This is a genomic window from Haloferax massiliensis (genome assembly GCF_001368915.1).
Taxonomy (GTDB): domain Archaea; phylum Halobacteriota; class Halobacteria; order Halobacteriales; family Haloferacaceae; genus Haloferax; species Haloferax massiliensis.
In genome coordinates, this window is record NZ_CSTE01000004.1 from 48,785 (window position 1) to 75,649 (window position 26,865).

The following is a 26,865-nucleotide window of genomic DNA, read 5'->3' on the forward strand; positions in this document are numbered from 1 at the left end:
GGGAGCGGTAGTCCGTCGGTGCCCGTCGGTCGAGAGCGGTCGGGTCTGGTGCGTCGGTCGGGTCTGGTGTATCGGTCGAGTCGTCGTCTCAGTCGAGTCGTCGTCTCAGTCGAGTCTCGCGGCCGGTGGGCGGGCGTCGGTCACAGCGGCGGCACCCACGAGGTGTGCGGGAACACGCCGAGCGCGCCGAGGACCGCGACGAGGAACGTCCCGAAGACGATGGCCGCGGCCGGCGGGTCGAAGTGCGTGTCTCCGTGCGCGTAGAAGACGCGCTGGAAGAGTTCGCCGAACAGCGCGCAGACGAGGCCCATGCCCGCGCCGACGAGGACCACCTCGGCGAGCGGCAGTGAACTCACCGCCGCGCCCTCGGGGGCCATCGCGAAAACCGCCGTGCTCGCGGGGAGCGTGATGTGATGGGTGACGGGGAAGTGCTCCAAGCCGATGCTCAAGAAGATGAGCGAGACGGCGCTGATGCCGAACCCGAGGTAGACGCTGCCCGTCGCGTACCCGAGGTACGCCCCGAGCACGCCGACGACGAGTCCGAGCAGAGAGACGTTCAGCCACTTGTACTGCTGCGGCAGCCACGGCTCGACGAGGAACCGGGTCGCCGGCCCCGACTGCGGTTGCCCGCCGTCGGTGGCGGCCTGGGGCGCGTCGCGGAACCGTTCTTCGACGAACGGGCGCATGTTGAGCCGCCCCTCCGCGGACTGGCCGACGAGGTCGTAGCCGAACGCGACGCGGTGGAGCGCCGCCGAGAGGACGACGGCCATCGCGACGGGGTCCCACGGCGCGGCGAACGCGACCATGACCTGCGTCATCAGGTAGCCGGCGATACCGAACAGTCCGCCGACGAGGAGCACGTCCGGTTTCGTGCCGAACGCGTAGTTGATGTTCTTCGCGGGGTGGTAGTCGAACTCCGCGTCCATGTACCCCCGCTTGGCGGCGTAGGCGGAGGCGGCGGCCCCCGCGGCGAAGCTGATGTGCGGGCCGAAGACCGGACCGAACGCGACCGACCCGGTGAGGCCGAGCGCGCTCAGTTGCGCCGGGTCGGCGTTCGTGGCAGCGGCGACGGCCTCGGTCGCGAGGTTGCCGGCCTCGCCCGCGATAACGAGGAAGCCGGTGAAGATGAAGGCGGGTTGACCGCCGATTGCGGCGCCGAACGCGCCGCCGGCGAAGGCGGCGACGAGCATGCCGAAAGAGAGGAACGACAGGTCAATCATCGTATCCCCCTTTCACGGTGTCCTTGCCGACGACGGTCTTCTTGTTCGGTCTCGCGCCCGCGGACTGCGACATGTAGCGGAGGTCCTCCAGCGCCTCGACGCGCTCGTCCCAGACCGCGAACGTCGCCTCGTAGGCATCGGTGTACACGTCGTACCAGCGGCTGTACTGCTGGACTTTCTTCGGCCGCGGTTCGAACGACTGCGAGACGGACGACGTGGTGGCCGCCGCGCCGGGGAGGTCGTCGTAGGCACCCGTGCCGACGCCGGCGAGGAGCGCGGCTCCCTTCGCGCCGAACTCGGTTCCCTCCGGGATGATGATGGTCGCGTTCAGGCAGTCGGCGAACATCTGACACCAGAAGTCCGAGTTCGCGCCGCCGCCGCTGAGATACACCTCGTCGGCGTTCTGCGGGAGGTGCGTGAAACAGTCACGCATGGCGAGCGAGATGCCCTCGTAGACCGCGCGCACGAGGTGTGCCTGCGTGTGCTCTTGGTTCAGACCCATGAACTGCGCCCGCGCGTTGGGGTTGAGGAAGGGCGCGCGCTCGCCCGCGGAGCTGAGGAACGGGTGGTAGATGAGGCCGTCGGAGCCGACGGGAATCGACTCGACCTCCTCTTCGACGAGGTTGAAACTGCTCTTGTCCATGATCTCCTCGATGGCCCAATCGAGGTTCGGCGTGCCGGTCATCGAGGACATGAACTTGGTCCAGAGCCCGCCCTCGACGCCGAGCGTCAGCAGGATACCCGTCTGCTCGTCGTCGTCGGGGGCCTCGTCGAGAACCGTCTGGTTCACTGAGGTCGTCCCGACGATAGAAGAGCCGTCGCCCGGGTTCGCGGCCCCGCTTCCGAAGGCTGACGCGGCGATATCGATAAAGCCGGAAACGACGGGCGTCCCCTCGGGGAGCCCCGTTTCGACCGCCGCGTTCCGGGTGAGACCGCCGACGACGTCGGTGCCCGGAACGAGGTCGGGGCGCATCTCGCCGACCTCCGGCATTCCGACGACGTCCAGAACCTCGTCGGAGTACTCGGCGGACTCCGATTCGACGTACGGGAGCGACGCGTCGCTCGGGTCCGTGGTGAGTTCGTCGGTGAGCTTGTACTTCAGCCAGTCCTTGCAGTAGAAGACCGTGTCGGCCTCCTCGTAGCGCTCGGGTTCGTTCTCCTTGAGCCACCGGAGGATGACGAGGCTGCTCCCCGGGAACTGGGTGCCGCCGCAGATGTCGTAGACCCGCTCGGAGACTCCCGACTGCTGCCACGCCTGCACGACGGAACTCGCACGGCCGTCGGACCAGAGAATCGCGGGACGGACCGGGTCACCGTCCTCGTCGACGAGCCAACAGCCGTCGCCCTGCCCGGTGACGCCGAGCGCGAGGACCTCGTCGTCGTCGTCCAACTGGTCTTCGACTTCGCTGAGCGTCTGTGCGGTCTTCTTCCACGTCGTCACCATGGACTGCTCCGCCCAGCCGGACTCGGGGCGGTCGACCGCGTTTTCGACGCTGCTCTTGTGTAGCTCCTCGCCGTCGAGCGAGAAGGCGACCGATTTAATCACTGTCGTACCGGCGTCTACGCCGATAATGACTTGCGCCATAATAGACCATTATCATTATCATTCTAATATAGGTTTGGATTGCTGTAGAATTGTGGGCGGGCGGACGCCGCGTTTAGTCTTTTCCCGGTCGTACTCGGTATCGACACAGCATTCACTATTTCCGAATCGGCCGTTGGAGCCGGTCGTAACACCCCAACGTTGCGGGTATTAACGACGGACCCGGACACAGCGATTCAGAACCACCGGGCGAGAGCCAGCGGTTCGAGAGCGACGCACTTCAGTATGAAGAAACGCGCACCGGCCCAGCGGCACCGATGGGGAGCGAGCGAATTACAGAGCTAATCGCGTAATCTTTGTCCGATACCGGGGCTCCCGCTCCGACTCGCTCGCACTCGGTAGCATCGCACGCCGGACCGTCGCTGTCAGTGCTGTTCGGGCGGTGGTCGGAGTAGGCGGCCGGACTAATCGGCCGGACTAATCGGCCAGCTCAGGTCAGCGCGTTTGAACCCGAGATAGCCGGTGACTAGTGGGATGGCCGCCGAGAGGCAGAGATGGCTGGACCACCAACTTGACGTTCCCTCCGGTTATCGGGGCGCTCGCGTCGGGCATCGTCGGGACGGGCAGGCGGGTTCAATCGATACCTCACTCCCACGACGGAGCACTGAAGGAATTATCCCGCTCGACGACAGAGGTGAGGTATGCAGGTGTTCGACGAACCGACGAACTCACCCGGGAGCGAGGATGGGAGGCCCGGCAACGGAGACCGGAACGAGGTGGTGCCGGCGTGAGCGGAGAACCGCTCCCCTCCGAGCACCTCTCACCGCTCGCCACGCTCGTCGACGAGGTGCTCGCAGGCGTCGGATACGAGATGGCAGTTGCCACTGAACTCATCGACGACGCGGTCCCCGGCTACGGCGGTCTCTTCGACCCCGCGACCACTCCGGCAGAGCTCCGTCAGGCACTCGAAGAGCTACTCTCCTCGGACCTCGGCCGTCCACCCATTTCGGAGCCGACCGACCGCTCGTTCATCCTGTACGTCGATGGTAGCTCGCGCGGCAACCCAGGTCCCGCCGGAGCGGGCGCTGTCGTCATGGACTCGGAAGAAAATCGGCTTGCTCGTCTCGGTCGCCCCGTCGGCTCGCGGGCGGGGAACAACACCGCGGAGTACGTCGCCCTCCAACTCGGTCTCTCCGAGCTGTTGGCCCGCTACGAACCACACAGCGTAGCGGTTCGAATCGACTCGATGACCGTTATCCGCGATATCTGGGGCGGTAACGACCCGACAGAGCCCGGCGTCGAGACGTACAGCGAGGCCATTGCCACGGCGCTGGCACGCGTTCCGAACCACTGGTACGAGCATCTGGCGGACAGCGACCCGAACCCCGCCGACGCGCTGGCGACGGTCGGTTCAGATATCGCAGCCTTTGGACCCTGATAAGAGAACCAGAAGAGAGACACGCCCGGACGGCCCGAGCGCTCTCACAGACTCGAAGCGAACGATTGGTATTCCCTCGGCCGCATCGTATCCACAACACATGGACCCGCTACTCACAATCGACGGCGAGTTACTCACCGGGACTATCGTCGACCGACCGAATCGGTTCGTCGTCCGCGTTCGGTTCGAAGACGCGCCCGAACGCGTCTTCCTCGGAGATCCCGGAGCCCTCGAAGGCACGGTCGAACCGGGAAACGAGATTCTCTGTTCACCGGTCGAGGACCCGGAGCGAGCGACGGACTACGACGCCATCGCCGTCCGCGTCGACGGCGTGTACGTGAGCGTCCGCCCGGCGCTTGCGAACGGCCTCTTCGAGCGTGCGCTCGCCCGCGATGCAATCCCCGCGTTCGACGGGTACAGTTGCCTGAAACGCGAGCCTTCGCTACCGGAGTACGGTCGAACGGATTTTCTCGTCGAGACGCCGGCCGGCGAGACCGCCTTCGTCGAAATCAAATCCTGCACGCACGTCAAGGACGGCGTCGCCATGTTTCCCGACCGCCAAACCGAGCGCGGTCGGCGTCATCTCCGGAGCCTCGAAGCGCTCTCCGAAGACGGCCACGAGACACACGTAGTGTTCGTGGTGCAGCGACCTGACGTCGAACGCTTCCGACCCTACCAAGCTGTCGACCCGGAGTTCGCCGAATTACTCGCCCGCGTACGGGAGACCGGGGTGGACGTACACGCGATTACGACCTCGTTCGACCCGCCTCACTACTCGCTTCGGAACGACGACCTGCCCGTCGACATCGGGTCACGAGCGGGACGCTCGGAATCCGAATAGCGTCCAGTCCGTCTGTGTGGATATGCAAAGCGATTCGTTTGGGTGCGACCGAATCGGAACCGACCGTCCGACCTCCGGGGGCGACTCGCTGAGCGGTGAGTGGGTCGGCGTCCGTCGCGAACGACTCATCTCGATACCGGCCGTTAGTTCAGTTTATCCCGACCAGACGATTGTATTTCTTTTACAATACATTTTGAGCAGACCTATGAGATTGAACCACATCGTGGTGGTCTCTATAGAAAGAGAAGAGACGTACTATAACAACACATTTCGGGGGTTTTGACCACTTACCGTGAGATAGTTTACGAGTACGTGGGCTACACTCGCTTAAATAGATCATCGTCTCTCAGCCGATATCAGCGCAGGCTAATCGCGATGTGATAATCTGAATGAGTCGATTACTTGTTTACCAATGAATCAATCTGAGCCAGCTATTATTGCACGATATACACAGTAATAATCGGGAGGTAATGCGGGCGTTGGAAGCTATAGTATTGCACAAACTGTGCTAACTTTTGCAGGCGTTCGCGTGGCTTCCCACCCAAGGAACTGTCGAAGCGGTCGGCTCGAAAACCGCGGGTGTGAAACTCGACGTCGAAGACCACTCCCGTTGATTTTGCCAGCGGTCTCGTCGACCGCAACCCGCGTCGGTTGGCCTCAGGCGGGATGTGACCGCTATCGATCAGTCTGTGCGATGATTTCCAAACGTTTTGATGAGACCGTTCGACACCGATAAATCGATGAATTCCTTTTTGTCTCCGAGTGAACAGCCGGTCGCGTGTGGCTGGACGGCGAGCCCTCCCGAGTTTCCTCGAAATCCGTCGCAAAGCACCCGGTGCGAACTCTGCGGTCGTCATGACCGATTCACTGGACGACCTGCTCGCAGTGCGCTTCCCAAACCAGGTCACCTAGACAGTATATGCGTGTTTGACGGGGTCTCCCAGCGAGATTCCGCACATTTACACTTTACATGCAGGGTGCGAGTCCCCGGCGTGGGAAATCGGGACTTACACTCGTGACCGGGGGTGCGCGGTCGGAGAGGAGAGGAGAGGAGAGGAGAGGAGAGGAGAGGAGAGGAGAGGAGAGGGGGATTACGCGAGATCTTCCAGCCGGCTATCGCGGAGCACGGATTTTAACACGATACCAGTGTCCTGAACCAATCGATGCTCCAGATAGCTTCCTTCTCCCCTCCCACCACCCGTACGGGTCGACTCTACGACGCCGAGGAACGCCTGTTCCTTCAACAGTTCGTAGACGCGGTGTTCGCTCAGAACCTTCGCATCGACCGTCTCAGTCGTGTTCTTGTATCGCTTGTAAATTCGGCTCGTCGAGAACTCGTCTTCGTTCGAACTCTCCTCGGTCAGCAGCGCGAGTGAGTAGAGAATGAACTTAACTTGGGTCGTCGATCCGCGAAGTAACTCCTCGAATCGGTCGACTTCCGCCCACTCTTGGGCATCGCGGACGTGCTCCGCGACGACCTGGTCGGCGTTCTCTCGTTCAGCGAGTTCGCCCGCGTGTCGGAGAATTTCGATTGCCTTTCTGGCGTCGCCGTGTTCCTGCGCGGCGAGCGCCGCAGTCAGCGGAATGACGTCATCAGAAAGAACGCCATCGTGGAACGCATCGCGCCGATGCTTCATAATCCCGCGGAGTTGATTCGCGTCGTAGGGTTGGAAGACGAACTCCTCTTCGCGGAGACTCGACTTGACACGCTCGTTCAACTGATCGCGGTACTCGATCTTGTTACTCACCGCGATAACGCCCAAGTGACAGTCGGCTTTCCCGGACTCACGGGCCCGTGAGAGTTGCATCAGAATATCGTCGTCGTCGAGCCGATCGACCTCGTCCAGAATGATGATGACCGCATCGTAGGCGAGGTTCAGAATCTCCCAGAGGTAATCGTAATACTCACCACTGCCAATCCCCGCACGCGGGACGTCGAAATCAGTTCGCTCGGTCTTGTTGAGTTCCCGCGTCACAGTACGGGCAACGCGCGTCTGCGTATTGTGTTGTGCACAGTCGACGTAGACAGTCCCGACCGAGACACCGTTCGATTCTGCGGCCCTACGGGCACGCTCCGTAACATGGCGGGCGACCAGCGACTTGCCCGTCCCCGTCTTGCCGTAGATCATGACGTTGTTCGGCGGGTCGTCTTGCACGATGGGCCTGAGTTCCGCGGCGATGTCCTTGATTTCCTCATCGCGGCCGACGATTCGAGCACTCTCCGGGACGTGACCGACCTTCAGGAGTTCCTTGCGAGTGAAAATATCGACCCGGTCGGGATCGTCTCCCTCGATATTGAACAGCGGATCCTCAGCCGGGTCTTCGTACCGGTCGTCGAAGTCGGAGAGTTGCGACGGGTCCTTAGCCATCGTTACAAGATATCCCGCTACCCGGCTACTTAATTATTCGCCCACCTCGACAAGAGTGTAAATCGTCCCGTAGCAGAGACCTACTGCGCAGTGTGTCCAATGTCAGTCGAGAAGGGGTAGAGGCTATCCAGAGTGAAAGACGGCCCACCCGTGCAGGTGCTTCGCACGAGGACACACCCCTCGTCCAGAGTGAAAAACGAACAGAAGCCAATATCTGGCCACCCCTCGTCCCGAGTGAAACGCCGCGATTCGGCCGATCGCCTCGGCGGACACACCCCTCATCACGAGTGTAACTCAAACCGAGTCCAGACAATCGCACAACGCGGGACACGAGCGGCGTCTGACGTGCGGCAGACACCCCCCGTCAAGAGTGAAAACAGTCGTGAAGTGAGTCGACTGGCGGTTCGGGTGGTTCCCATTCCCAGTCGGAGTACGGACGTAAATCGCAGTCGTCAACCTCTACTCTGAATCAATCCCATCCTGAACCAATTTAACGGCTGTCGAGAATATGGAATATCGAGGAAATCATCACATTCAAACCACGACGAGATGAGACCCACCCACCCCTCGTCAAGAGTGAAACTGAAACGAAGAGAGTCCGGTGGTTGACGAGAATCGAACGACTGGACCGATTAAAAACGCCGTGAATCCGGGTCAGACGTAGGAACGCTGCTGTCGAACACCCGTAGAACCGACTCGAACCAGCAACTAGTCACATTCTTTAGTATTATATGAAAGTTTTATATCCTATAAATCCGTATAGTCCGCCAAGTATATTCTCCCTACTAAGTAAGACGAGCCGCTATTCGTCTGTGTCTCGCGAAGCGTTACTCGCCTTTTTTATTTACATTCTGTCGCCAATCTCCGTCTCAGGGGCTCTCTCCGTGGGTTCGTCGTTTTTCTCCCCTCACAAACCTCCGTTTCCCGTGGACAGTATCCCCACCCTTTCGACCGTTTTCACTCTGGACGAGGGGTGTGTGTTCCCACAGGTTTCGTCTACTTCGGAGTTCGAGTCCAAGGACGTCGAGCGACATCATCTGGGCGACCGACTGGCTCTCGGAGAAGGTCCTCCGTTGTTCGTTCTGGGGCTCTCTCGATTCCCCCCCCACCGCTGATTGTGTGTCTCTCTCGCTGCGGGCCGAACTACTTGCTTTCGACGTGAGTGAATCTCGTATCAGGAGAGCGAGCGTTCGTATATATCTCTCTCGTTGACGAATCGATACATATGAGCAAGACAGAGACGCTTCGAAACGCAGTCATCGGTGCTGTCGTCACAATCGTTCTCGCGTTCACCACTGTCTCGCCGGCGATTGGTGGGGCCGTGGCTGGCTACCTTCAGCGCGAACCTCCGGTAGGAGGTGCGAGAGTTGGGGCCATCTCCGGCGCGATAGCGAGCATCCCGTTCCTCCTCGTACTCGGCCTTGGGGTCGCCGTGTTCTTCGGGACGGCTCCGGCAGGCGGGTTCGGTGTTCCGGGAGGTGTGGAGCTAGCCGTCGTCCTGCTTTTCATCGTCCCTCTCGGCGTGCTCTGGAACGCCGGCTTGGGCGCGGTGGGTGGCTACGTGGGTGCGTACATTCGCGCGCACGCCGATTCCACGGAGTCGACGATGTCTGAACCCGGTCACGAGGCAAGATAGCACGGCTTCTTGCTGGGGAGGTATACGGTGGTCAGAACGCTCCCGTGGCGTACTGAGCGCACCACTAAGTCCTCACAGCGCGATTACACTATATGGCTCCTTCAGAGGATGTCGAACGTTATCGTCGCAATCGGCAAGACGAACTCGACAGTGCGACGGTCTACGCGGCGATGGCTGACGCCGAATCGCAACCGCAGGTCGCAGAAGTGTATCGGCGACTTGCCGACGCGGAGCGAGCCCACGCAGACTTCTGGACAGAGAAGATTCGCGAGGCCGGTTCCGACCCGGGAGAAGCCAACCCGTCCCGGAGAGCCAGAACACTCGCATGGCTGGCCGGTCGATTCGGGCCGGGATTTGTGATCTCCTCGATGAAAGCGGGGGAAGCCATCGGCGCGGACGACTACGCGACCCAACCGGAGGTCATGGGAACCGGGATGGCGGCCGACGAACGCTCGCATGATCGTCTCCTAGCGGCCATCGCGGAAGCTCCCGGGCGGGGTGCGCAGGGGGAGGTCCTCGCCCGACTCGAAGGCCGCCACCGAGCGACCAGTGGCAATGCCCTCCGTGCCGCAGTGCTCGGCGCGAACGATGGTCTCGTTTCAAATCTCAGTCTCGTGATGGGCGTCGCCGGCGCGGCATTAGATTCGACGGCGATTCTGATTACCGGCTTGGCCGGACTTCTCGCTGGGTCGGGGTCGATGGCGATGGGCGAGTGGCTCTCCGTCCAGAGCTCTCGGGAACTCTACCAACGACAGATCGGAATCGAGGCCGAAGAACTCGCCGAAGTCCCCGAAGAAGAGGCAGAAGAACTGGCGCTCATCTACGAGGCGAAAGGGCTCTCGAAAGAACGCGCCAGAGAGGTGGCCGAGCAGTTGATCGCCGACGAGGAGATGGCGCTGGACACGCTCGCTCGCGAGGAACTGGGAATTAATCCGGAGGAACTTGGTGGCTCTGCTTGGGAAGCAGCCACCACGTCGTTCGTCCTCTTCGCGCTTGGAGCCATCGTCCCGGTACTTCCGTACTTCGTGTTGAGCGAACTGGTCGCCGTGGGTGCGAGCCTCGTGTTGAGCGCGGTTGCCCTGTTCGTTATCGGGGCGGGAATCACGCTCCTCACGGGACGTTCCGTGCTCTTTTCCGGACTGCGTCAGGTCGGTATCGGCCTCGCCGCTGCGGTCCTCACTTACGGCGTCGGGAGCGTGATTGGGGTGACGCTGGTCAGCTGACGGGACCGAAAATAACTGTCATTTCATACATGTCTCCTCGTATGGCAGCGGGAGTACGACGAGTCGACTGATGTGTTCGAAGCGATGACCGAGACCGTCCGCGGGACCGGTGGCGCGCTCACCGGGAGTATGTAATTAGTGGCCAGATCGCTGACTCTGTCGGAACTGTTCACTGTTGACATTCGGAAGGACCTTCGTTCCAATTTATTAGACAGTGATGATGTCACCAATGAATGTGGTAATATGATGTTGCGGGCCACTTGATGATAATGTCATCATGGTTAGCAAAACACGGGCAGACCGAGCGCAGATATTCAACGAAAGTATGGGCGTTTTCGCAGATCAATCGACTGCCTGAAACAGTAGGGTATAACGTAGCGTATGCCCTCCTCGCCGTTGCAATTGCTCGCTCACGGCTAGATTTAGGCCTCGAAATAGAGAGTTTGATACAGATCTCAGCCACATTTAGTGCGGCGATGCTAACGAAAATGCAGGCGTCAGTCGCAGACGTCCTGCACGATTATGCCGTTGACAAAGAAAATCCTGAGAAACAACAGAACGCGACCGCAGTCGATGAAATCGGATACGAGAGTGCGCATACTATCCTCGTTATTGAACTCACAGCTGGTCTGTTTCTTTGGATGTGGGTCTCACTACAGACGTCGTCACTTCTGTTCGCTACTGTCGGTGCCCTGTTTTCGATATCTGGGTTCGTATACTCATACCCGCCCCGAATTAAGGAGCGAGGGATACTGAACCACCTCGTAACGACGGGTACCGATGTCGGGTTCGTCGTCCTTCCGCTCGTCATACTAGCAGGGGACCCATCAGTTGAGTATGCGGCTACCGCTCTCGGTGTTATTTTTCTCTATACGTTTGGGTATCATACACTGCATCAAGCCGCGGATACGTACTATGACCGGCAAGCAGGAATTCGGACGTTCACACAGAACCTTGGAGTGTCAGCGAGCATACTACTGTCAGCGATCTGTACGGCCATGGCTGGCGTTGGTGCAGGCATACTCCACGCCCTGGGAGGTGCGTTTGCGATGTTTCTCGTTGCTGGCCGTTACGTGTGGCTCTACTATCGAGTACGAGAACAGACCGAGAAAGAACAAACAGACATTACGGCACAGCGGTTCAATACGGCCTACGTTGCGACGTTCTTGAACGCAGCATTCGCACTCAGTCTGTTAATATAATTTATTTGATGTCGGATATCGACTGCGCCAACCCTGACGTTTTAGTGTTGGCGAAATTTGACTTAGAATTATCATGACTGGCTTGATGGGTTCTGATTTCTCGAAGGTACTTGCGAAGCGGTTTGAGATCTTACACACGCTTAACGAGCAACCGCAGCGGAAACCGGAACTTGTCGAGTCAGTCGACTGTTCGCGGTCGACCGTCGACCGGGCGATCACGGAGTTACTCCAGTATGACTGCGTCGAGTCTCATAATCGAGAATATCGAACGACTCCACTCGGGCGAGCCTCACTAAATATTCGACAGGAGTATCTCGATAAGATACACGACGTGCAGCGTGCTAGCGATATACTAAATAAAAATCCAAATCTGAAAGAGCTCCCGTCAGTGTTCCTTCGTCAAGTGACGGTCTCGACGGCAGATCCACAGTTCCCGGAATCTGCGCTCAGTTCGAGTACTGCGCGGTTGCGACAGTCTGAGAGGATGGTCGGCCTTGCACCTGTCGTTCTCAAATCATATATCGACGATGTTGAGGCTGCTGTTCGAGAGACGCAATGCACAGCAGAGATCATCGTATCCGAGGGCGTTCTGTCTGAGTTGGTTGATTACCGAGAGTCGTTTACTGAATTGATAGACTCCGGACGGGTGGTTCTCCTTGTCACGGATGACGAACTCCCCTACGCACTCTGGATCATGGAAGGAGTAGACGGGGAGGTCGCTGGGATAACTGTCCATCAACACGGTGGCGTACGGGGAATGTTGACGAACATCGCATCGGAAGCCGTCGAGTGGGCGCGTGAGCAGTATGAGTCGTTCAAAGCGGATACGACTCGGTACCAACTCGTAGAGAATTGACGATGAGCAGCAGACAACAAGCCCGACTCCACGAGGTGAAGTAGTCGTATGAGTCACCAGATACCCGCTCGCGTACTCGGGAAACACCGCCTGAGCCACCCTCTCCTCCGATTGTCGGGCACACCTATCAATTCCTCCGTCGTGACCCGCTCGATTGGTTCACGGAATTAAACGAAGCATACGGTCCAGTCGTCCAGCTTCGAGTTGCTGGGCAGCGACTCATCCTTCCGACAGAACCGGACGATATCGAACGGGTCCTTCTCACGAATAGTGAGAACTACGAGAAAGGTGGGTTCCAAAAGATGGTGACCAGGTCACTGCTCGGGAGTGGGCTTGTCATCGCGGGAGGCGAGGAGTGGCGGGCAAAGCGCCAAGGGATCGAGCCAGTCTTCCATCCAAAACGGATGGAGGAGTACCAGTCAGTAATCACGTCACACCCTGTCGACGATCGAGCGGATTTCGGCGGGGGACACAGTCGACTTAGAACAGGAGATGAAGCATCTCACGCTCAATATTATCGTGGATGCACTCTTTGGAGTCGACCTTTCCACAGAAGACTGGGACTTAGAACCCGCCTTCAAGCGAATCTTAACACATTTCGAACGCATCAGCCAAACGTACCTGTATCTTCCAGAGTGGATTCCGACCCCTGAAAACGGAGCATACAGAAGTGCGATTAGCACGCTTGATTCCGCCGTCGAGGACCTAATAGCGGCTCACCGTGCGGGAGATATCGACGGGCCAACGGTCCTCAACTATCTCCTTGAGTCGGACGAAGGCTGGGACACGAAAGACCTCAGAGACGAAATCGTGACGCTGTTACTCGCTGGTCACGAGACAACTGCGCTCATGCTCACGTTTACTGGTGACTTATTGGTGCGACATCCGGAAGTCCAAGAGACTGTGGCGCGTGAGGTCCGAGAGAAGCCGTTTTCTTACTTCTTCGGGTACAACAACGAGTATTCCGAACTCGACAAAGTAATACAGGAGTCGCTACGCTTGTACCCCCCAGTCTATGGGATTTTTCGCCAACCCATCGAGGACGACCAACTGAGCGGGTTCCATGTCCCATCGGGGTCCATTATCGCGCTCAATCAATGGGTTGCTCACCGGGATTCTCGTTGGTATCAATCACCGACACAGTTTAATCCAGAACGGTGGTCGAAGGAGTTCGAAAAATCAGTGCCGACAGGTGCGTATTTCCCGTTCGCTGCAGGTCCACGCCGATGTGTAGGTGAGAGATTTGCAAGGTTAGAAGCAAAACTGATCTTGATTAATGTATTGAGGGAGTTTAGATTAACAAAATCAGTCGATGAGAGCCTCAACGTGATTCCGTCGTTAACTACCCAACCAGCGGAGACGGTTAGCGTCACGTTCAGAGACCGATGACGTCATGCTAGTTTGTACGGCACTGTCTAGTTAGACCGCATCAAGCGGTCGATGGACGAACGCCGGTTGAGGGAATCACTAACTAGACTGTGCCTTGTAAGCTGTTACCAAACAGATATTATGTGTGAAGCACCAACCGTGAGTAGACCGGTCTATGATTGGCCCCGCTACCCTCCTCTGTGTTGATCAACCTGAATGGACGGAAACAGTTGCACGGCAAATATCGAACGAAGACGACCGGTTTGAGGTGATTTGTGAGCAATCAGCTTCTGAGGCACTCGGTCTGGTAAAGAGAAAAGATATCGATTGCATAGTCTCAGCGTACGACCTTCCAGAACGGACTGGGCTGGAATTCTTAAGATGTGTTCGTGAAAGCCATCCCGACCTGCCCTTCATTATCTTTACTGAGGAGGGGTCAGAGCAAATCGCTAGTGAAGCGATCTCCGCTGGCGTCTCGGACTATTTCATCAAAAACCAGATTGACTCCCAGTATCTGATACTGGCGAATCGACTCAGAGATCTGGTTGAATCCCACCGGACTGAACAAATTGTCGGCTCTGTCGAGTCGGGGTGGCGAGAAGCGAAAGAAAGAGTGAACGATATCTACTATATGTTCACGAGCAATTGGAGTGAGCTCCTGTATATCAATTCATCTTATGAGGTCATTTGGGGTGGTTCAATCGAAGAGCTTCGAGAAAAGCCGCAATCGTTCCTCGACTACATCCATCCTGACGATCGGGAGATCGCCGTTGAGTCTATGCAGAAGTTATCGGGGGGAGAGCCGACGGACATCGAATATCGAGTCCAACCACCGAATGGTGGAATCCGGTGGGTCCGTGGTGTGAGTGAACCGATCTTCAACGCAAACGGAGACGTGATTCGGGTGATGGGTGCAGTGCGAGATATCTCGCGACTGAAGGAGCGGGAACGTCGATTTCAGGCCGTATTTGAGGACTCCTTTGATGCGATGGTCATCGCGGATGACGAGGGAACGTATATCTCTGTAAATGACGCTGCCTGCGAATTGTTCGGACTGGAGGAGGAGGTACTCTTGGGAAGGAACGTCGCGGAGTTCGCGGCCCCCGACTTCGATGTCGAGGAAGCCTGGGATGAATTCCAATCAATAGATCACAAAACGGGGCTGTTCCCCCTTCAGCGACCAGATGGCGCGATTCGACTCGTCGAGTACGAAGCCACGACAGATATCGTCCCAGGCGAGCATCTCTCTATTCTCCGGGACGTTACTGAGCGGGAACAGCAACGGCGAGAACTGGCGGAAAGTGAGGCCAGGTACGAGACGCTAATCGAGGACGTGCTAGACACGTCCTCAGTTGGAACATTCATCCTCGACGAGGAGTTTAACGTTGTGTGGATTAACCACGCCATTGAGGAGTCCTTCGGGGTAGACCGCGAGGACATCCTCGGGAAAGACCAGGCTTCTCTCATTGAAGACCAACTAATGCAGAAATTCGCACAGCCGGAACAGTTCGCCGAGAGGGTGCTCCACACGTATACAGACAATACAGACACCGAACAGTTTGAGTGTAAAATCCGGGACGAAACTACCGATGGGTGGCGTTGGCTCAGACACTGGAGTCACCCCATCCGAGGAGGGCTATACCGAGGTGGCCGAATCGAGCACTATACCGACATCACAGAGATAAAGACCCGAGATCGGCAACTACAGGTCCTTGAGCGGATTTTCCGGCACAACCTCCAAAATAAGATGAATGTCATTTTGGGATTCGCAGAGACGATTGCTTCGAACGCCCCAGAGGAAACGAGCCAACAGGCAGCCGGGATTGCACAAGCTGGGCGTGATCTATTAGAACTGTCTGCAAAAGAAAAACGGATCGTGGAGTTAGTCCGGGAGAACCACGAACAACAGCCAATCGAGATCGCAGAACGAGTTCAGGATATTGTTGAAGGACTTCAGACGAAGTTCTCCGGTGCTGAGATAACCACGCAGATTCGTTCTGAGGCGCAGGTCTTGGCAGTCGCTGATATTGACCGAGCGGTCGCTGAAGTAATCGAGAACGCTGTGATGCACAGCCGTGACTCGACTCAGGTAGTTGTTTCAATACACTCGACCTCAGAGGAGACTACGATCACAGTCCGTGACAACAATCCGTTCATTCCCGAACTTGAGAAGTCTGTGCTGCGTGGGGGCGTTGAGATCGACCAACTCTCGCATAGCCGAGGACTCGGCCTGTGGCTCGCTTACTGGTTAATATCTGAATCCAACGGCACCATCTCGTTCGAAAGTGTAGAGCAGGGGAATGAAGTACAGATAACCCTTCCGAGGCCCGGGACAAGAGAGGGTGGCCGCTACTAACATCATCGGTCTCTCCGATTTGTAAGAAGACGTCACCCTCTATCCAGGACTCCTACCAGTAGCCCTCGATCTCACCGGACATTGTCGCATCGCGTCGACGACGTTGTCAGCTCATTTGACGAACAGCGCGGTATTCTCCTGGTTAGTAAGCAACGTTGTCACGTGCAACAGTCACCCGTGAAATCGGGTCTACTGTTATACAACCAGAATCGCGGACGGCTATTGTACAGCGCGAATCTGTGGGAACATTCCAGCACGTTTCTCAACACAGTATCGATTGTTTGCAGGACTTCAATATATTATAAGTACGTATATTGCCGAAAGTATCCCGACACTGAGTAAAACCCGATATACAACGTCAGCTATTCGATTATTCTGGATTAGCCCACTGGCGGCATAACCAAACACGATGGCAATTACAGATAGAAGAAGTTGCCAGTTCGGGATCATGACATTGTGAATTTCTCACGTGTTGCAGCTACAAGCCTGTTTGCACTCCGACACCCCCCGAATACAGTCCATTCGTCAGTCACCACACCGCCGGACAGCGGTGTGTACTCGACGCAATAGGTGTCAGCCGCGTCGTCGACGACGAATCGAACAGCGATACTGGACGGTCGGAGCAATCGTGATCTCGGTCGTGTGCTGATGCGGGACAGGAGGCTGAAATCGCTGGGGAGAACACCCGAGCCGGCAAGCCCTGTATTCAGCGTCTTGGACGCGTTCGTGACAGGTCACTACTGGCAGTCGGGACTGGGCAGCGAGTTCTCGCTCAACATGGTGTTCTGGGGTGGGCTCTTCGCTGGCTATCTCGCTAGCGCGGCAGCGACGAAAATAGATGCTTCGAGTGGGGCAGTCCGCTTTGGTTCCGTGCCGTCGCGGTTTCGGTGTTAGCCTTGGCTTCACAACAATTCATCACTCGCACTTGGAACCGCCTCGAATCAAACGAAGGAGTACATTTCACACTCGACGGCTCGAACACCCGCTCGTCGAGACGCTCTCTATCAGTTCACTCGACCGCGTTCTTTGTTGCTCCCTCGCCAGAGAGCTTTGAATCCTCTGTCCCACCAGCCCAGTAGTCGTCTAGCGGACCGTCAACACCGGTTAGTTGGATCCACGCCTGCGAGGTAATACCGAGAATGACGATCGAGATGACCGAAGACTCCACCGAGAGTGCCACCTGAGTGAGTAAGAAGGTCGGTGAACTGAACGTCGCATCCGGCATGACCTGTCCGAGAAACATACTGAACGCCATATTGATTCCGTAGGGAACGATGAGGGCTGCACCCAGTCGGAGGCGGTTCCCAGCGACGGTGCGCCAACTTTGGACGAATGCCGTCGGGACTGTCGCGTCGCGAACGGCGATCTCTTGGTCGACAAACGCAAACGTCAACAGGACGACCCCGACTGGCAGCAGAACCACCAATATCGCTGGAACAACGAGGATAGGTGTGTACCACGCACCGACGAGTGTCGTCTGCAGTGATTCGGGAAGCACGGTGAAGACCCCGATAGCCCCGAGGACGACGACTATCATGACGAGGAATACCAGAACGAACATGGCCAGCACCCTGAGTAGCGTGGCGATGAACAGCCGCAGTGTCGCCCATCCAAGATTTCGAAACACCAGCTGTTCCGGGAGGTGATCGCGTCCGTCGTCGACGAGCGAGCGAACCGCAACGATCTGTATCGGTACCGTCAGCACGCCCCCAGTGAGCCCGCCGAGGAGTGCGGCGCTCGCTGATACCAGCGACGGGAGGGCCGTCCCGGGTGCCGGCGTCCCTGGTGGTGACGCCGCTCCTGGCATCCCGAGCGGGACGTACGTGGTCGCCAACAGCCAGACAAACACGCTTTGGAGAACGGTTGCAACGAAGAAGGTCGTCATGAGGAGCGCGCCATTTCGCGTGAGAACGCGTCCGAGTCCGTCGGACACGATCTGTCGGACGTGGAGGACCATGCACCGCGATTCTTCGTGCCGTGAGTTCAAACCCAGGGGTGCTTTTCTGGTTCGGAAAATATCGCGTGCGGGGGGTGCAGGCCCGGGGCTTGGAGCAATGGCAGGAGGGCCGGTACGGGGACCGGCACGTGGGACGATGACAGCGAGACGCTAAATTGGGGCCGTCGACTTTCTGGTTTGGAAAAAGAGTAGAGGGTATTAATTACTCCGCCCTGAAGTATCCGACGTGAGTGAGGATCCCTCCACCGAGGAAATCTTCGCGCTCCTCGATGACGAGTACGCGCGTGCAATCCTCGCTCAGACGAGCATCGAACCGATGTCCGCCAAAACCTTGAGCGATCGATGTGATGCCTCCCTGCCCACGATATACCGGCGCACGGAGAGGCTCATCAACTGTGACTTACTCGCAGAACGGACCGAAATCGGTGAGAACGGCCACCACTACAGCATCTTTGAGGCACGACTCGACAGTCTCACCGTCGAAGTGGACGAGGGAGACATCTCAGTGAGTCTCGACACGGGGCGGGCCGAAGACCCGGCCGACCGCTTCACCGACCTCTGGGAGGGAATCTGAGATGGTTCAACCCAGCATGGACCTGTACGTGAACTACCTCGTGTTGCTGGCGGTGACGTTGCTGGCGTTGGTTCTCAGCCTTGCCATCGTCTTTCAAGCCTACCGCGGGTACCGACGCAATCGAAGCCAGCCGATGCTGTGGCTCGCGGTCGGACTGGTCCTCCTCACGGTCGTGCCGTTCGTGGTATCGTTGACGGTCGCATCGGCCGGAACCGCGCTCGGGTTCGGCCCGGTTGTGTACACGTACTACGCCCCCATACTGAACAGACTCATCGAAGTCGTCGGGCTGGTCTGTATCCTCTATTCGCTTTATAGCCGATCCTGAGCCGCTGCTATCGATTCGAGTTCCGCTCGATAGTGCCTGTAGTCGCGGAGATGTGGCGTCGTTGTATCCACCAACAGGTGATACTCCCGGAAGTCGTCCGACAGACAGAGAACGTGTCTCTTGAGAGATTTGTCTCAGTTATAGACAGTACGAGACGGCCACGTCAACGGAAAGAACACAATCGCAACGATAGCCGCCGGTGGAAAGAGAACGAAGAAAGCAAACACCTTCCATGAAATGGCAACGTCGCGGGACACGGCCAAAGTTCGTTCGTCGCAATACACATCTTGCGGCCGATGCGCGCTTTCGAGACAGGAAATCCGTCGAAACCGCTACGCTGAGAAGATCAATAATCTGTTCCACCAGACGGGAACAGAGTTCTTGAGGGCGAACGAACGGCTGCGTAGTGCGCCGTAGTTCACCCGGTCAGTTCGTCGTAGACGGCGACGGAAAACGTGAGCATGAACGCCGACGCGACGCTACCGATGACCGCCGCGAGGACCCCCACGACGATGAGTAGGGGCGTCGAGAGCGTCGGCAGGCCAGCCGTCGAAGCAGCCTCGGGACTAGCCAAGAGCGAGACGCCGGCGTAGACACCGCCGGAAAGCGCGCCGATGACCATTGTGAGAAGCATGTAACCGAACGTCGCCAGAAGGTTCTCCCGGACGACGCGATAACTCCGCTTGAACGAGTCGATTGCGGACGCACCGTCGATGACGATGGCCTGGCCGTAGAACTGGACGAAGAACGCCACGGCGAGATACAGGAACCCCGCAATGGCCACCAGACCGATAAACACCGTCCCGATGGAGCCGTGAGCCAGGAACGCCCCGAAGCCAGCCGCAACGCCGACTGCACCGATGACACCGTTGACGACGAGCAAGAGTACGTAGGCGATCAGCAACGAGAGATAGTTGGCCTTCCCGTCGGCGATGAAACGTGATAGCGAGCTGCGGGTGGTAAGGGCCTCGTCCGCCATCCCGAACATGCCGCCCTGGATGAAGGGTGTCACGAGGAGGAGAACTGCGGAGATGCCCAACGAGTAGAACGTCGAGATGAGTGGGTACGACGACTGCAACAGCAGTTGGGGTACTAGCAGCACGAACACGATCAGTTGTGGGACCAACAGACCCGGAGCACGCTTGAGCGCACCCGGTGTCCGTCTGAGGGCTTGGAGGACTCCCATGGGTGAGAGAAAGAGGCCCGATGGTATAACCGCCAACGCTGGTTTTCTGGCTCAGAAAATAAGTCATCAGTGCCGTTGTTTCGAGGGAGGAGAGCGCCACCGAGGAGGAAGGTGAACGGTCTCGACGTGAGTACTGTCACATGATACGGTTCAGTTTAGCTGAATTGAGGCGCTAAGCCCCCTTCCTCAGCGAGCGCCGACCGAATGGGAGGCGCGATCGGGGGGATACAGCGTTCACAAGAGCAGAGCTCTTGTGTGCGGACGAGACGCAAGCGTCTCGTCAACGCTGCACAGTTCTCATACACAATTCGGTGGCAAGCCCACAGGCCCGCGCAGTCGGAGTGTCTATGCAGTAGGGTATTATTGACCGAACCCAATTCATTCACGAGGTCATCAGCGGGTTCACGGACAACTATGGTGTCGAGCTTGTAGGCAACTGTAGCAACACGGGTCGAACAACTACAAGAAACAACGGCGTCGGGTTGCGGAGTATCATGCGGATCTCCGACGGAAGCGCCGTGACGTCTTGCACAAGCTCTCGAACTGCTACGCTCGGGAGTACGACCTCGTGGCGGTTGAGGACTTGAACGTGAAGGGGATGATGGAGTCGCCGTTGAACAGCCGCAACACCGCCTCTGCCGCGTGGCGGACGTTCCTCTCGCTACTGGAATAAGTGCGAGCGCGAGGGGACGCACTTCGTAGCGGTCAACCCGAGAGGGACGACGAAAGAGTGTGCGTCACGTGGCGTCTCGACGGAGAAGCCGTTGTTCGGGTCAGCATCGGGGTGCGTGTTCGCCGCGCCGGAAGTTTTTACAGGTCCCGTGCGGACCGCTGTCACATGTACGATCACGGCGAACCCGGCAGCGCGGCGCGGAGCGTACGATGACGATTACGAGCGACTGGGGCGAATGGTGGGCCCGGGAGGAACTCAACGGCGTCGACGTCGAGGAAGGGGTCTCGCTGTGGTATCTCGGGGTCGCCGGCTGGGCGATACGGACGCCGGAGACCGCCATCTACATCGACCCCTACTTCAGTACCGAGCGGGACCGCGAGTACGTCGCGCGGATGTCGCCGGTGCCGATGGAGCCGCAGTGGGCGGACGCCTGCGACGCGGTCTTCTGCACCCACGACCACCGCGACCACTTCTGGCCGCCCTCGTTCGGGCCGCTCCTCGACCACGGCGGCTCCGTCCACGCGCCCGCCGAGTGTTACGAGAACTTCGACGTGAGCGCAATCGACGAGGCGAAGCGGACGGTCGTCGAACCCGGCGACAGCTACGAGGTCGGCGACCTCACGGTCCACGTCAGAGGCGGGTACGACCCAGACGCGGACGGCACGGTGACGTACGTTATCGAGCACGAGACGGGCACCGTCTTTCACGGCGGCGACAACCGACCCTGTGAGGCGTTCCACGAGACCGGTTCGGAGTTCGACATCGACCTCGGAATGCTATCTTACGGCACCGACGCCCGCCTCGTCGAAGACGGCGAGGTCGTCACGCGCAAACTCTACAACGACGCGGACGAGATCGTCGAGGCCGCGAACGCGCTCGGCATCGACCGCCTGATTCCCGAGCACTGGCGGCGCTGGCGGTCGATTCACGCCGACCCCGGCGCACTCTCGAAGGCCGCGACGACGTTCGAGTACCCGCACGTGATCGAGGAGGTCGAAGTCGGTGATCGCTTCCGACTCGGCCGGCCGGGTGTCGTCCCACCGGCGCGCCTCGGCGGTGAGTGAATCTCCAACCCGTCACCGCATTCTTCTGCCCTCACGGCGACGTCGCGCGGCGTCCCCACCCCAAGGGCGATGTCGTACTGTACCACAGAAACCGCAGTCGAGTCAGTCGGCGCGCGGGAGTTTGACGACGAAGACGGCCCCCGTCGGTTCGTTGTCTTCGGCCCGGACCGACCCGCCGTACTGCGTGACCAGAGTGTCGACGAGGTAGAGCCCGAGGCCCGTCCCGGGGCTCCCGAGGCCTCGCTCTCCTTTCCCGAACGCGACGTCTTTCTTGTCGTCGGGGATTCCCGGCCCGTTGTCTGCGATTCGAATCTCGACGTCGTCCGCTCGGGCCGTACACGAGACCTCGACGCGAGGCGCGTCCTTGTCGTTGTGTTGGACGGCGTTGTTCAGGAGGTTCCGAAACACGGAACTGAGCATGCTATTCCCGGCGACCTCGACGTCGGGGAGCGTTCCCTCGACTACGAACGCCGCCTCCGGGAAAGACTCCTCGCGAAGTGATAGCTCGGTTTCGAGGACCGAGCGAAGCGGGACCGACTCGACGGTGAGACTGTCGTTCGATGCGATCGTATCCACGTAGTCGCGCGCGACCTCGGTGAGTTCGACGACGTGCTCACCGCTGTCGAGGATTTTCTGGAGGTACTGGCTCCCGCCGGCATCGACGTGGTCTTCGAGCATCTCGGCCCAGCCGAGTACGATTCCCATATCGTTGCGGATGTCGTGGCGGACGATTCGGTTCAGCAGTTCGAGTTCTCGCTCCCGGCGTTTCTGCTCCGTGATGTCCGTACAGATACCGACGACCTCCGAGACGTCGCCATCGTCATCGCGGAGGAGCACCTGTCGCGTCAGCACCCAGCGAACCGACCCGTCTGGTCGGACGACACGACCCTCGTACGCCTCGTCGTGTGTCCCTTGGGCCGAGGCCTCGATGTTCCGTCGCACCCGGTCGCGGTCTTCTGGATGGATGCCGTCGAGCAACCGCGTGACGTCATCCACGACGTCATCGGGGGGAATCCCCCAGATGGCTTCGAAGCCGGCACTGATGTAGTCGAACTCGCCGGGGGTGGACACCGTCCAAAGCGCGACTCCGTCAAGCTGGTCGAACAGGTCCCGGAAATCGCGCCGGCGGCCGAGCGAGCTGTTACTCATGCGGTGCTGTTTCGGGCCGAGTCGAATAAGTCCCGGTCCCGGAGTAGACGGCGGAGTAACCGGCGTCAAAGTCACAACGAGCCGGCGAACCTGTTCGTCGCGGGCCTCATCGGCTCACTCGATAAAATTCGCCGAGGTGACGGTCACAGAAGACTCGCTTTCGACGGCGAACTTCTCGCTCGCGTTCGATCCGGCGTCTATCGGGGCTGTCGACGTGGATGGCGAGGTAACCGTCGGAATTCGTCCCGAAGATATCTATCCCGGCGGAACGCGCGTCGAAGTGGAAGGCCCTTCTTCGCTCATTTCCACGCGCGTCGAAGTGGAAGGCCCTTCTTCGCTCATTTCCACGCGCGTCGATATCCTCGAACCGACGGCTCCCGTATCCGGGGCGGAGATGTCTCTGTTGGCCCGATAACGGCGCATTACCAGGCCATCCACGTGCCGAGGCCGACACACTCGTCGCTGGTCACGCGGGGTGATACCGAAGCCCATCTTTATACGGACCTCTAACACTGTCGCGCTGAGCGCGGTAGCCCGTGAACACTTCGGCCGTCCAGTCGCTCGATGGGGATTGCCACCTCGTGGACCTTCTTAGGATAGCTGAGCCGTTCGACGATGTGCGGGTTAATATCGAGATGGTTGGCAGCATGATGCCGCTGGCGGCGGGCGGTTTCGAGTGCCGATTCCGATTCAGTCTAATCTCCCGACTCGTCGTGGACCGTGTCGGATTTCGATGTTATAGTCATTCGAGCGGCATTCGTCGGTTTCGTATCGGGCCGCTACAGTCGGGACACTGGCCCGGGCTATCCTCCGCGATGATGATCTTTCCGCACTCGAAGCACTCGTAGGGCGCTTCTTCGTCTGATTCAGTGTCGACATCTCTCATTGTGAGTTCACGAGTACCTGCTGGGAATCGGTACTCTGTCTGGGAGTAATAGGTGTATAAGGGAATATCTGGTTGTTAATTACCCAACTACCTCTAAAAGCCATGGTTAGTTATTCAACCCCTAAGTCACGGAATTGAGACGTTGTTCTCCTCGAAGAGCGTTTCGAACAGTTTGCGCTGGACGGTCCGGGAATGTTTATAAAACGCCGGCGGGGAGATTCCGAGTGTCTCCGCAACATCCTCGCCCGTGTTCTCGCGTGGTGACTCGAAGAATCCGCTGTAGTATGCCGTCTGAATGACTTCGAGTTGCCGCGAAGTCAGCTTCTCAAGGAACTTCGAGTACAAGTCGCGTTCCAAGGACTGATCCAGAGCCTGCTTCGAACGGAGTTCGACAGTGGAGAACGTGTCCCGGACGAGTTGTGTGATCGTCCGGACGTCGATACCATCCGGGATGTCGATGATGAGGGTCGTGGACGTCTGGTCGGCAGTCGCCTCGCGGAAGACGGCACCATGATCGGCCAGTTCCAGGGCAAGAAACGGCTGTGTGAGCCGAAGCCGTAGCACACCCTCCTCACCATCCACACTAATCTGTTGGACCTCATCAACCCCGACCAACTTCGAGGCAGCGTCGGCAACGGCAGTTACCGCTCCGTCGTCGACAGTCACAAACACGTAGCTTCCCTCTGTGGATTGCTGGACGCCACCCTGATACGAGAGTGTACACTCTGAATCTTGAGCGAGCCTTGAGAGGATGAATGACGAATCATCGATATCGAACTCGACACGCGTCATCGACGTCGTGAGCAGTGCATTCTTTCGTTCGATAGCACTGAGCGCAGACGCAATGGTCTCGCCGAGTTCAGCAAGGACAGCTTTCGTCGTGTCGTCGAACGCGCCTTGACGCGGTGCGTAGACAGTCAACACCCCGTATGTGAGGTCATTGTAGACGAGAGGGATACTCAATACGGAAAGGTAGTCACGAGCGAGTGCGGCCTTCCGCCACGGATCCTCACGGAGCCTGGCAGCGACGTTTGTCACCATCGTCACGTCGCCAGTGGCCGCGGTTTGGCCGGCTGGCTCTGCACCTGGCTCGCCGATGGCGAATGATTGGCTATCCAGATACCCCTGTTCGTTGCCTGCCCAGGCCCGTGGCTCGACGGTGTCGGTTATCCGGTCAATCGTGCCGATCCAGGCGAACCAGAACCGGTCCTCACCGGTCAACCGCTCGCAGACCGTATGATCGATTTCCTCTCTCGTCTCGGCTTGCACGAGCGCTTGATCGATCTCTCGAATGGTCTCGTTGATGCGATTCAGCGCGGTGAGCTGTTCGTTTTGCTCCTGAAGTGTGCGATCTTGCTTTCGAAGTCTGGACTCCCGTGTGACGCGGTCCAGGGCCGCCTCAGCGGTTGCAGCGAGAAGGTCTGCCAGTTCCCGGGCTACGTCGTCGAAAACGCCGACTCGGTCCGAGCCAGCGACGAACACGCCGTGGTTGCCGAGTGGAATGTAGGCTGTACTGCGAAGGTCAGTCGCCCGGTTTTCGAGCCGGTCTGCCCCGTGAACGTCGTCGAAGAACAGCGCTTCATCCTCGACGAAACTATAACTCGGTAGCGTTTCGCCGTCGGCGTGAACGATGGGGAGCGGACCGTTGAGCTCTTTCATCGTCGCCGAGCGGGCCGCGGGTTGGAGTTCATTGGCATCGGCATCGAAGAGATAGACCGCACTCGCATCCAGATCGAGAACGCCGGGTGTGCCGTCGACGACATGCTGGGCAATCTCTTGGTGCGTTTCGGCGTACAGGAAATCACGGGCGGTCTCTTGGAGGGTTGCGAGCGCCTCCTCGCGTTGCTTGCGTTTCGTGATATCCCGACAGCTAAACAGGAGCGTCCCGTCCTGAATCGAGACTTCACGAACATTGACGAGGAGGGTGTGCTCGCGACCCGCCTTGTCTGTCGCAGTCGTCTCGATGTTCTTGAGAACTCCGTCCTCTGCGAGCTCCTTACGGTCGAAGAGATCCGCACCGAGGAGATCGTCGATCGTCCTTTGCTCGTGGATTTCTTCGGCCGTATAGCCGAAAATAAAGTGGACGTTGGGACAGACGTAGGTGTACTCGCCGTCTTCGTTCGTGATGAGAACCGTATCGGTCATATTGTTGAGCGTGACACGATGGAGCTCCTCCGATTGACGGAGGTCGCGTTCGAGATCGACACGCGCAGTGATGTCGACGCCCTCGACGACGATCGAGACGATGTCACCACACTCGTTCTCGACTGGGTGTACGGAGAGATCGATGACGCGTGGATCCTCGACGTGTGGTGGCTGTGTGACGACGGCATTGCCGAGTTTCCCACCGAGTCCGTTCTCCACGATTTGTTGTACATCCGCGTTCGTTGAATCGGGGGCCGCCCACCACGGAAGCGTCCAGAAGGGTTCTCCAACAATCGTTTCAACGTCTGCTTCGACCATCTCTCGTGCCGTTTCGTTCACGCGGGCGAGTGAACCATCCAGATCAAGTACCCACGTCGCGGTCCGCGAATCGTTGAACATCGCGTCGAACTGTCTGGCCCGTTCCTGTTTCGTGGCCGACCGCTGTACAGTTCGGATGGCGCGTTCAGTTCGTTCGATGAGGTCATCTGCCGTCTGTTCTATCGGGTCTGTGAGTGCGACGTAATCGGTGACACCGGCTTTTATTGCCTCACTAGCGAGGGTTTCGCTCCCTGCGGCGGTACAGAGTAATACTGGAAGCGTTCTGGTTTCAGTCCGGATGTCTCTGAGAAGTTCGAGTCCGGTTGCCTCTTCGAGTACGTACTCGCTGATGAGACAGTCAGTGGTCCGCTCTCGGACCATTTCAAGCGCTTCTACCTTGGTGCCAACTGTCCGTACCGTTGCGTCAGTCCGAGACTCAAGCGTCGCGGCGAAACGCGTGAGCCAGTCGTCAGTACCGACGAGTAACACAGTCGACGAATCGGTGATAGGAAAGGAAGTGACCATTATTTGTCCAT

20 protein-coding genes and 5 pseudogenes are annotated in these 26,865 nt (G+C 58.6%); 15 read left to right on the plus strand and 10 right to left on the minus strand.

The genetic code is table 11. The features are described from left to right. Positions 1-140 precede the first annotated feature (140 nt). A complete protein-coding gene (locus BN996_RS15490) occupies positions 141-1,220 on the minus strand; it encodes a DUF7973 family transport facilitator (RefSeq protein ID WP_089780615.1) in 1,080 nt (359 codons plus the stop codon). Further along, on the minus strand, positions 1,213-2,805 hold the full coding sequence (locus tag BN996_RS15495) for an FGGY-family carbohydrate kinase (RefSeq protein ID WP_042663101.1): 1,593 nt from the start codon (positions 2,803-2,805) through the stop codon (positions 1,213-1,215). Before BN996_RS15495 ends, BN996_RS15490 begins: the two co-directional genes overlap by 8 nt. 745 nt (positions 2,806-3,550) lie before the next feature. Here BN996_RS15495 and BN996_RS15500 point away from each other — a divergent pair. After that, the gene (locus tag BN996_RS15500; RefSeq protein ID WP_089780616.1) at positions 3,551-4,201 is read left to right on the plus strand and encodes a ribonuclease HI family protein; all 651 of its coding nucleotides are present in this window, start codon (positions 3,551-3,553) and stop codon (positions 4,199-4,201) included. Between the two features lie 100 nt (positions 4,202-4,301). Next, positions 4,302-5,042: a DNA/RNA nuclease SfsA gene (gene sfsA, locus BN996_RS15505; protein WP_089780618.1), complete on the plus strand. Its 741-nt coding sequence runs from the start codon at positions 4,302-4,304 to the stop codon at positions 5,040-5,042. Between the two features lie 606 nt (positions 5,043-5,648). Here the strand turns inward: sfsA and BN996_RS20545 are convergent. Continuing rightward, a pseudogene (locus tag BN996_RS20545) lies at positions 5,649-5,906 on the minus strand (hypothetical protein); the annotation flags it as partial. A 227-nt stretch (positions 5,907-6,133) separates the two neighbouring features. Next, complete coding sequence (locus BN996_RS15515; protein WP_042663107.1) at positions 6,134-7,411, minus strand: Cdc6/Cdc18 family protein; 1,278 nt, start codon at positions 7,409-7,411, stop codon at positions 6,134-6,136. A gap of 1,225 nt (positions 7,412-8,636) precedes the next feature. Here BN996_RS15515 and BN996_RS15525 point away from each other — a divergent pair. The 7 genes and pseudogenes from BN996_RS15525 (at position 8,637) to BN996_RS15550 (ending at position 16,052) form a co-directional block, all read left to right on the plus strand. Continuing rightward, positions 8,637-9,047: a DUF5518 domain-containing protein gene (locus BN996_RS15525; RefSeq protein WP_052367865.1), complete on the plus strand. Its 411-nt coding sequence runs from the start codon at positions 8,637-8,639 to the stop codon at positions 9,045-9,047. Positions 9,048-9,139: 92 nt separating this feature from the next. After that, a complete protein-coding gene (locus tag BN996_RS15530) occupies positions 9,140-10,270 on the plus strand; it encodes a VIT1/CCC1 transporter family protein (protein ID WP_089780622.1) in 1,131 nt (376 codons plus the stop codon). A gap of 269 nt (positions 10,271-10,539) precedes the next feature. Beyond that, positions 10,540-11,472 (plus strand): UbiA family prenyltransferase, encoded by a 933-nt coding sequence (locus BN996_RS15535; RefSeq protein ID WP_167344152.1) that lies wholly within the window; start codon positions 10,540-10,542, stop codon positions 11,470-11,472. Between the two features lie 73 nt (positions 11,473-11,545). Further along, positions 11,546-12,328 (plus strand): helix-turn-helix transcriptional regulator, encoded by a 783-nt coding sequence (locus BN996_RS15540; RefSeq protein WP_089780626.1) that lies wholly within the window; start codon positions 11,546-11,548, stop codon positions 12,326-12,328. 110 nt (positions 12,329-12,438) lie between these two features. Next, a pseudogene (locus tag BN996_RS20695) lies at positions 12,439-12,699 on the plus strand (cytochrome P450); the annotation flags it as partial. A 121-nt stretch (positions 12,700-12,820) separates the two neighbouring features. Next, positions 12,821-13,717, plus strand: coding sequence for a cytochrome P450 (locus BN996_RS15545; RefSeq protein ID WP_264371814.1), 897 nt, complete (start codon positions 12,821-12,823; stop codon positions 13,715-13,717). Between the two features lie 154 nt (positions 13,718-13,871). Beyond that, a complete protein-coding gene (locus BN996_RS15550) occupies positions 13,872-16,052 on the plus strand; it encodes a hybrid sensor histidine kinase/response regulator (RefSeq protein WP_089780628.1) in 2,181 nt (726 codons plus the stop codon). Between the two features lie 1,009 nt (positions 16,053-17,061). Here the strand turns inward: BN996_RS15550 and BN996_RS15560 are convergent. Then, positions 17,062-18,009 (minus strand): DUF7847 domain-containing protein, encoded by a 948-nt coding sequence (locus tag BN996_RS15560; RefSeq protein WP_089780633.1) that lies wholly within the window; start codon positions 18,007-18,009, stop codon positions 17,062-17,064. Positions 18,010-18,235: 226 nt separating this feature from the next. Between BN996_RS15560 and BN996_RS15565 the strand changes: the two genes are divergently transcribed. Together BN996_RS15565 and BN996_RS15570 are read left to right on the plus strand one after the other, a co-directional pair. Next, on the plus strand, positions 18,236-18,583 hold the full coding sequence (locus BN996_RS15565) for a winged helix-turn-helix domain-containing protein (protein ID WP_042663114.1): 348 nt from the start codon (positions 18,236-18,238) through the stop codon (positions 18,581-18,583). Between the two features lies 1 nt (position 18,584). Continuing rightward, a complete protein-coding gene (locus BN996_RS15570; RefSeq protein WP_042663115.1) occupies positions 18,585-18,908 on the plus strand; it encodes a DUF7521 family protein in 324 nt (107 codons plus the stop codon). A gap of 418 nt (positions 18,909-19,326) precedes the next feature. Here BN996_RS15570 and BN996_RS15575 read toward each other — a convergent pair whose 3' ends face one another. Next, positions 19,327-20,094: a DUF7847 domain-containing protein gene (locus BN996_RS15575; protein ID WP_226908768.1), complete on the minus strand. Its 768-nt coding sequence runs from the start codon at positions 20,092-20,094 to the stop codon at positions 19,327-19,329. 365 nt (positions 20,095-20,459) lie between these two features. On the opposite strand from BN996_RS15575, the pseudogene BN996_RS19810 reads away from it, so the two are divergent. The 3 genes and pseudogenes from BN996_RS19810 to BN996_RS15585 form a co-directional block, all read left to right on the plus strand. After that, positions 20,460-20,522 (plus strand): annotated as a pseudogene (locus BN996_RS19810) (IS200/IS605 family transposase); the annotation flags it as partial. A gap of 14 nt (positions 20,523-20,536) precedes the next feature. Further along, positions 20,537-20,882 (plus strand): annotated as a pseudogene (locus BN996_RS15580) (RNA-guided endonuclease InsQ/TnpB family protein); the annotation flags it as partial. Positions 20,883-20,976: 94 nt separating this feature from the next. After that, positions 20,977-21,831, plus strand: coding sequence for an MBL fold metallo-hydrolase (locus tag BN996_RS15585; RefSeq protein ID WP_042663117.1), 855 nt, complete (start codon positions 20,977-20,979; stop codon positions 21,829-21,831). A gap of 102 nt (positions 21,832-21,933) precedes the next feature. Here BN996_RS15585 and BN996_RS15590 read toward each other — a convergent pair whose 3' ends face one another. After that, entirely contained in the window at positions 21,934-22,980 is a 1,047-nt protein-coding gene (locus BN996_RS15590) for a PAS domain-containing sensor histidine kinase (RefSeq protein ID WP_089780634.1), read from the minus strand. A gap of 136 nt (positions 22,981-23,116) precedes the next feature. On the opposite strand from BN996_RS15590, the gene BN996_RS15595 reads away from it, so the two are divergent. Next, the gene (locus tag BN996_RS15595) at positions 23,117-23,395 is read left to right on the plus strand and encodes a hypothetical protein (protein WP_226908769.1); all 279 of its coding nucleotides are present in this window, start codon (positions 23,117-23,119) and stop codon (positions 23,393-23,395) included. Between the two features lie 10 nt (positions 23,396-23,405). On the opposite strand, the pseudogene BN996_RS20550 reads toward BN996_RS15595, so the two are convergent. The 3 genes and pseudogenes from BN996_RS20550 to BN996_RS15605 form a co-directional block, all read right to left on the minus strand. After that, positions 23,406-23,726: pseudogene (locus BN996_RS20550) on the minus strand (Glu/Leu/Phe/Val dehydrogenase dimerization domain-containing protein); the annotation flags it as partial. Next, positions 23,723-23,866: a rubrerythrin-like domain-containing protein gene (locus BN996_RS19820; protein ID WP_128081438.1), complete on the minus strand. Its 144-nt coding sequence runs from the start codon at positions 23,864-23,866 to the stop codon at positions 23,723-23,725. The pseudogene BN996_RS20550 and the gene BN996_RS19820, both read right to left, overlap by 4 nt. Before the next feature lie 126 nt (positions 23,867-23,992). After that, positions 23,993-26,854, minus strand: a complete 2,862-nt coding sequence (locus BN996_RS15605; RefSeq protein ID WP_089780637.1) for a bacterio-opsin activator domain-containing protein — start codon at positions 26,852-26,854, stop codon at positions 23,993-23,995. Positions 26,855-26,865: the final 11 nt, after the last annotated feature.